The 7439-nt window shown below is 62.1% G+C and carries 7 protein-coding genes; 2 read left to right on the forward strand and 5 right to left on the reverse strand.

Annotated elements, in window-relative coordinates:
• A partial coding sequence (locus QMX88_RS28120) for a hypothetical protein (RefSeq protein ID WP_282373522.1) occupies window positions 1–439 on the forward strand: 439 nt, incomplete at its 5' end.
• 131 nt (window positions 440–570) lie between these two features.
• Here the strand turns inward: QMX88_RS28120 and pncA are convergent.
• The 5 genes from pncA to QMX88_RS28145 all read right to left on the reverse strand — a co-directional run bounded on the left by pncA (window position 571) and on the right by QMX88_RS28145 (window position 6050).
• Entirely contained in the window at window positions 571–1221 is a 651-nt protein-coding gene (pncA, locus tag QMX88_RS28125) for a bifunctional nicotinamidase/pyrazinamidase (RefSeq protein ID WP_282373523.1), read from the reverse strand.
• Between the two features lie 64 nt (window positions 1222–1285).
• Window positions 1286–2251 (reverse strand): D-2-hydroxyacid dehydrogenase family protein, encoded by a 966-nt coding sequence (locus QMX88_RS28130; RefSeq protein WP_282373524.1) that lies wholly within the window; start codon window positions 2249–2251, stop codon window positions 1286–1288.
• A gap of 195 nt (window positions 2252–2446) precedes the next feature.
• Window positions 2447–3100 (reverse strand): DUF1345 domain-containing protein, encoded by a 654-nt coding sequence (locus QMX88_RS28135; protein ID WP_282373525.1) that lies wholly within the window; start codon window positions 3098–3100, stop codon window positions 2447–2449.
• A gap of 170 nt (window positions 3101–3270) precedes the next feature.
• Window positions 3271–4614 carry a glucarate dehydratase gene (gudD, locus tag QMX88_RS28140; protein ID WP_282373526.1) on the reverse strand — a complete coding sequence of 448 codons (1344 nt, stop codon included), beginning with the start codon at window positions 4612–4614 and terminating at the stop codon, window positions 3271–3273.
• A gap of 86 nt (window positions 4615–4700) precedes the next feature.
• On the reverse strand, window positions 4701–6050 hold the full coding sequence (locus QMX88_RS28145; protein WP_282373527.1) for an MFS transporter: 1350 nt from the start codon (window positions 6048–6050) through the stop codon (window positions 4701–4703).
• 345 nt (window positions 6051–6395) lie between these two features.
• On the opposite strand from QMX88_RS28145, the gene QMX88_RS28150 reads away from it, so the two are divergent.
• Window positions 6396–7109, forward strand: a complete 714-nt coding sequence (locus tag QMX88_RS28150) for a FadR/GntR family transcriptional regulator (RefSeq protein WP_282373528.1) — start codon at window positions 6396–6398, stop codon at window positions 7107–7109.
• Window positions 7110–7439: the final 330 nt, after the last annotated feature.

Here is a 7439-nt window from a genome sequence, read left to right on the forward strand (position 1 = left end):
AGCTCACTCCCACAGGTCCTCCGAACTGGCCGAAATATTGAGTCAGTCCACTATCGCGTGGGAGTCGAGCTTGCTCGCGAAGACTTACTTTCAGCCGCCGGAGAAAGTGGCTGAATGTCCCGCCCTCTTCGCGAGCAAGCTCACTCCCACAGGTCCTACGAACTGGCCGAAATATGAGCCAGTCCACTATCTCGTGGGAGCGAGCTTGCTCGCGAAGACTGACTTTCAGCCGCCAGAGAAAGTGGCCGAATGTCCCGGCCTCTTCGCGAGCAAGCTCACTCCCACAGGTCCTACGAACTGGCCGAAATATGAGTCAGTCCACTATCGCGTGGGAGCGAGCTTGCTCGCGAAGACTGACTTTCAGCCGCCGGAGAAAGTGGCTGACCGTCCCGGCCTCTTCGCGAGCAAGCTCACTCCCACAAGTCCTGCAGCAACCTGAGATTCCGAGGCGCACCACCATCCCGTGGGAGTCGAGCTTGCTCGCGAAGACTTACTTTCAGCCGCCGGAGAAAGTGGCTGAATGTCCCGGCCTCTTCGTGAACAACCTCACTCCCACAGGGGGCTGTGTGTTTATTCGGCGAGCTCTGCGCTGTCGATCCGGTTGACGCCCGCCAGCGCCATGTCTTTCCAGGCCTGGTCCAGCGAGCCGTTCAGGTCGATGGCCTTGCACGCGTCGGCGATCACCCAGGTGTTGAAACCCGCCGCCCGGGCGTCCAGCGCGGTCCAGGCCACGCAGAAATCCAGGGCCAGACCGACCACGAACACGCTGTCGATGCCACGCTCGCTCAGATACCCGGCCAGCCCGGTGCGCGTCGTGCGGTCGGCTTCGACGAACGCGGAATAGCTGTCGATGCCGGCGTTGCAGCCCTTGCGCAGGATCAACTGCGCGTGGGTGATATTCAGATCCGCATGCAATGCAGCGCCGTGGCTGCCTTGCACGCAGTGATCGGGCCACAGCGTCTGCGCGCCGTAGGGCAGGGTGATGCTTTCAAATGGCGCTCGCCCGGCATGGCTGGACGCAAACGACACATGCCCGCGCGGGTGCCAGTCCTGGGCCATGACCACATTGCGAAACTGCGCGCCGAGGCGGTTGATCAGCGGCACCAGCGCATCGCCTTCGGCCACGGCCAGCGCGCCGCCGGGCATGAAGTCGTATTGCATGTCGATCACCAGCAACGCGGCGCGGGGGTCGGAGGGCAATCGGGAAAGCGGCGTGGTCATCATCTGAGTCCTTGATGCAGTGCGTCTTGAGGCTGGGTCTTGAGGCGATGAGTGAAAATCGCGGTCAGGCAAACACGCGGATCGGCGCGCCAGCGTGCCAGGCCTGAATGTCCTCGATCATCTGGCTGAAGAACATCCGGTAGTTGTTTTCGGTCACGTAGCCCACATGGGGCGTGGCCAGCACGTTGGGCAGCGTGCGGAACGGATGATCGGCCGGCAACGGCTCGACGCTGTAGACGTCCAGCGCGGCGCCGGCGATTTTCTTCTGCCTGAGCACCTCGACCAGCGCGTCTTCGTCGACGATCGGCCCGCGGGCGGTGTTCACCAGATACGCCGTCGGCTTCATCCGGTTCAGCGAATCGGCATCCACCAGCCCGCGACTGCGCTCGCTGAGCACCAGATTCACCGACACCACGTCCGATTGCTCGAACAGTGCCTGTTTGCTGACGTACGTCACGCCATGCTCGGCGGCGCGTTCGGCCGTGAGGTTCTCGCTCCAGGCAATGACCTTCATGTCGAAGGCCTTGCCGTAGCGGGCGATCTTTTGGCCGATGCTGCCCAGGCCGACGATGCCCAGGGTCTTGCCATACAGGTCGCTGCCGATGCCGATCTGCCAGTCGCCCGCGCGCAGGGAGTTGGCTTCGGCGACCAGGTTGCGGGTCACGCCCATGATCAGCGCCCAGGTCAGTTCCGGCGCCGCGTACTTGTAGCTGTCGGTGCCGACCACGGTGATGCCCAGGCGCCCGGCGGCCTTCAGATCCAGCGCCGCGTTGCGCATGCCGCCGGTGACCAGCAGTTTCAGGTTGGGTAGCTGACTGAGCAGGGCGTCATCGAAAACCGTGCGCTCGCGCATCACGCAGAGGATCTGGAAGTCCTTGAGGCGGGCGACCATGGCGTCAGTTTCGGCCGGGTAGTCATGCAGAAAACTGACCTCGCCAATGGGCTTCAATACGGTCCAGTCCACAACGTTTTCAGCGACCGATTGCCAGTCGTCGAGTACGGCAATCTTCAACCCGGAATCCTGAGTCATTGAGCGAGGCCTCGTTCAGCAGCGATGTTGGATTTTGTGGCGCTCACAGTACGCCTGCCTGCACGGCTCTGGAAGCCCGAAACCGCTTGGAATGGGCTTCTTTGTGGGAGCGACCGGCGTGGCACAGATCCCGAGTCAACCCGGATCCTGTGGGAGCGAGCTTGCTCGCGAAGATGCCAGTACCTGCGCTAAATGTCAGTTAAACAACCCGGCCGCGATGTTGATCGAGAACCCCAGAATCGAGGTGTTGAACACAAAGCCGATCAGCGACTGCGCCAGCACCACTTTGCGCAAGCCGCGGGTGGCGACGCCGACGTCGGAGGTCTGCACGGCGACGCTCAAGGTGAAGGAGAAATACAGAAAATCCCAGTAGTCCGGGTTCTCCTCGCCATCGGCAAAGCGCAGCGCCGGCTTTTCGCCGCGCCAGGTGTAGAACACCCGGGCGTAGTGCAGGCTGAAGACCACGCCGATCAGCAGCCATGAGCCAAGGATGGTGAAGCCGGTGAAGGCGTAATGCAGCGCTTTGTCGGCGTCCTTCATGTCCTGAATGCCGGCCAGCTCCAGGATGATCGCCGCCAGGCTGGCAATCGCCGCCACGCAGACGACGAACAGGACCACGCCGGCGTTCTCGTCCTCGATTTCCGCGACCCGGCGCACGTCTTCCGCGCTGGATTTGAAGGTGCGGCGCATGATCATCGCCATGTACAGCCAACCAGCGACGTTCCAGCCGATCAGGCATTTGCTGATCACTGAAATATCCGGGGCGACGAACGCGCTGGCGATACCGGCGGCGACGCCGACGAGGGTGGCAATGGTCAGGCGAGGGTGGGTCTTGGCAAGGCGGGACATGGAGGACTTCACGGCAGTGAGATGCGCGAACAGTAGCACGCGGCCGCTATGGGAGATGATGAAGAAAAACGGCGCGCAAGGGGTTACGCGCCGGTCGCCATTTGGCAATTTAGGTGATTCTGTCCGGTCGCCGCTGTTCAGCCGCAGTGGGACCGGCTCGGGTCAGTCGATCAGCGCACCAGACACGGCTGCTTGTTGTTGAACGTCCAGTTCGGCACCAGGAATTGCATGGCGACGCTGTCATCCCGCGCACCAAGGCCCATGCCTTTGTACAGCACGTGGGCCTTGGCCACCTGGTCCATGTCGATCTCGACACCCAGCCCCGGCTTCTTCGGCACCTGCACATTGCCGCCGATGATCTGCAGCGGTGCCTTGGTCAGGCGCTGGCCGTCCTGCCAGATCCAGTGGGTGTCGATGGCGGTGATGTTGCCCGGCGCAGCGGCGGCCGCGTGGGTGAACATCGCCAAAGAAATATCGAAGTGGTTGTTGGAATGCGAGCCCCAGGTCAGGCCCCATTCGTTGCACATCTGCGCGACGCGCACCGAACCCTGCATGGTCCAGAAGTGCGGGTCGGCCAGGGGGATGTCCACCGATTGCAGCTGAATGGCATGACCCATTTCGCGCCAGTCGGTGGCGATCATGTTGGTGGCGGTGCGCAGGCCGGTGGCGCGACGGAATTCAGCCATGACTTCGCGGCCCGAGTAACCGTTCTCGGCGCCACAGGGGTCTTCGGCATAGGCCAGCACCTTGTGCTGATCGCGGCACAGACGCACCGCTTCTTTCAGCGACCAGGCGCCGTTCGGGTCGAGGGTAATGCGCGCTTTCGGAAAACGTTCGGCCAGTGCCGTGACGGCTTCGATTTCCGCATCGCCGCTGAGCACGCCGCCCTTGAGTTTGAAGTCCTCGAAACCGTATTGCGCATAAGCCGCCTCGGCCAGACGCACCACCGCTTCCGGGGTCAGTGCTTCTTCGTGACGAACGCGAAACCACGCGTTGTCGGCATCGGCTTCGGTGCGATAGGGCAGGTTGGTTTTCGTCTGGTCGCCGACGTAAAACAGGTAGCCCAGCATCTTCACTTCATCACGCTGCTGTCCTTCGCCGAGCAGTGCGGCGACCGGCACTTCAAGGTGCTGACCGAGCAAATCCAGCACCGCCGCTTCGATGCCGGTCACCGCGTGGATGGTGATGCGCAGGTCGAAGGTCTGCAGGCCGCGACCGCCGGCATCGCGCTCGGCAAAGGTGCGGCGTACGTCGTTGAGGATCTTCTGGTAGTTGCCGATGCTGCTGCCGACCACCAGGGACCGGGCGTCTTCGAGGGTCTGGCGGATTTTCTCGCCGCCGGGGATCTCACCCACCCCGGTGTGGCCGGCGTTGTCCTTGAGGATAACGATGTTGCGGGTGAAATACGGGCCGTGGGCGCCGCTGAGGTTGAGCAGCATGTCATCGTGGCCAGCCACCGGAATGACCTGCATGTCGGTGATGACGGGGGTGCTGCCGGAAGTCTGTGTGTTCATCGCTAAATCCTTGATAATACCGGGCGCGTCGTGGCGCTTTCTTTAAAGGGTTCAGAACGTCGAGTTCAGCGCTTGGAGCGCCTGGCTCAGGTGTGGCTGGGCGTCACGTCGACCTTGGCCACCGGCACCGCGCCGGGCTTGGGCGTCGTGCGCACGGTGAACACCAGAATCGCGGCGATGATCGAGGTGACAGTCAGGCCATACAGGCCGCCCTGGATCGAACCGGTCTGCTGTTCGAGGATGCCGAAGGTGGTCGGTGCAACGAAACCGCCCAGGTTGCCCACGGAGTTGATCAGCGCGATGACCCCCGCGGCGATCCGCGCATCCAGATAGCCCTGGGGGATCGGCCAGAACAGCGACGACGCCGATTTGAAGCCCATCGCCGCGAAGCAGATCGCAACAAAGGCAAACACCGGACCGCCCGTGGTCGACATGAACATCCCTGCTGCCGCGATCAACAACGCAACGGCCACCCACGCTTGCTGGTGCTTCCACTTGGCCGACAGCGAGGCGAAGCCGTACATGCAGACGATGGCGATAAACCACGGGATCGAGTTGAACAGGCCGACCTGGAAGTCGGTGAGGTCGCCCATCTTCTTGATGATGCTCGGCAGCCAGAACGTCGCCGCGTAGATGGTCAGCTGGATGAAGAAGTACATCAGGCAGAACAGGATGATCTGCGGGTCCTTGAGCAGCTTGCCCATGGACAGCTTGACCGGGTTGGCCGCTTCGCGAGCCTTCTGTTCAGCGTCGATGGTGTTGACCAGCGCGTCCTTCTCGGCCTCGGTCAGCCATTTGGCGTCGTGGGGTTTTGAGTCGAGCCAGAACCAGACGAAGAAGCACAGGCCGACGGAGAACATGCCTTCTATGAAGTACATCCACTGCCAGCCGTGGTAGCCCAGCGCGTCGATCTGCAGCAGCAGGCCGGAGAGCGGGCCGGAGATCACCGACGCGAAGGCCGAGCCGCTGAGGAAGATGGCGATGGCCTTGCCACGCTCGACGCCTGGCAACCAGCGGGTGAAGTAGTAGATCACGCCCGGGAAGAACCCGGCTTCGGCCACGCCCAGCAGGAAGCGCAGGATGTAGAAGTGGGTTTCGGTCTGAATGAACGCCATGCAGGCGGCGACGATGCCCCAGGTCAGCATGATGCGGGTCAGCCAGATGCGCGCGCCGACTTTCTGCAAGAGGATGTTGGAGGGAACTTCGAACATCGCATACGCGATGAAGAACAGGCCGGCACCGAAGCCGTAGGCGGCCGCACCGATACCCAGGTCATGTTCCATGTGACTACGCACGAAACCGATGTTGACCCGGTCGATGTAGTTGACGATGAACATGATGACGAACAGCGGCAGGATGTGTCGTTTGACTTTCGAGACCGCCGATTGCAGGACGGAATCGGAGGCGTCATCCGCCCGTGTTGAGGATGTGTTCACTCTGGTAACTCCCACTGATTATTTTTATGCGGGTGGTCAAGCACGTTGTGTGTGACAAGGTGTAACCCCTGTTGCCAGTCATCATACAAGTAATGGTCGCGCTGGCAACCGGATTTGCGGGGGTTGCGAGAAGTATTTCGTCGGGCTAGGCTCGCCTGTCTGACAAGTGGGATGAGTTGCTGGGCGCTGCTGTTTGGCTCTGTTTTCAAGGGTCCTGGCCGTGTCGCGATGAGTTTCCGGCGAGTGGCTGAGTGCGTGCATCGAGCGCGGGTGGTCAGGAAAATACAAGTGGATGGCAGGCTCTCTCGGGCCGCCATTCTTTTCAGCACTTATAGGACGACTTCTTTGAACAGCACCGGACCCTTGCCACCCAAGCGTCGCCCACACAGCCTGGCGACGGACCTGGTTACCGACCTGAGTCAGCGGATCCTGATGGGCACCATTGCGCCTGGTGCAAAGTTGCCGTCGGAGAGCGAGATTGTCCGCGAGCATGGCGTGAGCCGCACCGTGGTGCGCGAAGCGATTTCCAAATTGCAGGCGTCCGGGCTGGTCGAGACCCATCAGGGCAAAGGCACCTACGTGCTGGCGCGTTCGGAGCAGAGCGGGCTGCATCTGAAGGTGGAAACCGCGTTCAGCGTGCGGCACATCATCGAACTGCGCATGGGCCTGGAAACCCAGGCCGTCGCCCTGGCCGCGCAACGCCGCAGTCAGGCACAGCTGACGGCGATGCGCGCCGCGCTGGATGATTATCAGGACCTGCTGGCCAAGGAAGACAGTTGCGTCGAAGCGGACCGGCGCTTTCATCTGCTGATCGCCGAGGCCACCGGCAATCCGTATTTCGTGGAGATCCTGCAGAACCTCGGCATCGCCGTCATCCCGCGCAGCCGCATCGCCACCAGCGAACGTGCCGGGGCGAGCCTCACCCACAGTGCGTATCTGGCCAACCTCGAACACGAAGCCATCCTCGCCGCCATCCGCCGCCAGGACCCCGACGCCGCCCGCGCCGCAATGTGGACTCACCTGAGCAATAGCCGGGAGCGCCTGGCGCCGGTGGAGTGATGGCGCGGGATTGATGGGAATGCAGTAAGTGAGAGTGACTGCGGCCAATAGTGGGACTGACTTTAGCCGGGAAGGCGTCGGGCGTCACACCGCGAAATGTGTGTTGCTCTCACCGGCCTCTTCCCGGCTAAAGCCGGTCCCACTATTTGAACGCGGTCTTCCTGTAGGACTGGCTTTAGCCGGGAAGGCGTCGGGCGTCACACCGCAAAATGTGTGTTGCTCTCACTGGCCTCTTCCCGGCTAAAGCCAGTCCTACTATTTGAACGCGGTCTTCCTGTAGGACTGGCTTTAGCCGGGAATGCGTCGGAGGTCACACCGCTAAATGTGTGT

The organism is Pseudomonas sp. PS02290 (genome assembly GCF_029960075.1).
Lineage (GTDB): Bacteria > Pseudomonadota > Gammaproteobacteria > Pseudomonadales > Pseudomonadaceae > Aquipseudomonas.

Coding starts and splice junctions, on each gene's coding strand:
- QMX88_RS28130 (WP_282373524.1), bottom strand. CDS start 2,251: ATGACTCAGGATTCCGGGTTGAAGATTGCCGTACTCGACGACTGGCAA.
- gudD (WP_282373526.1), bottom strand. CDS start 4,614: ATGAACACACAGACTTCCGGCAGCACCCCCGTCATCACCGACATGCAG.
- QMX88_RS28135 (WP_282373525.1), bottom strand. CDS start 3,100: ATGTCCCGCCTTGCCAAGACCCACCCTCGCCTGACCATTGCCACCCTC.
- pncA (WP_282373523.1), bottom strand. CDS start 1,221: ATGACCACGCCGCTTTCCCGATTGCCCTCCGACCCCCGCGCCGCGTTG.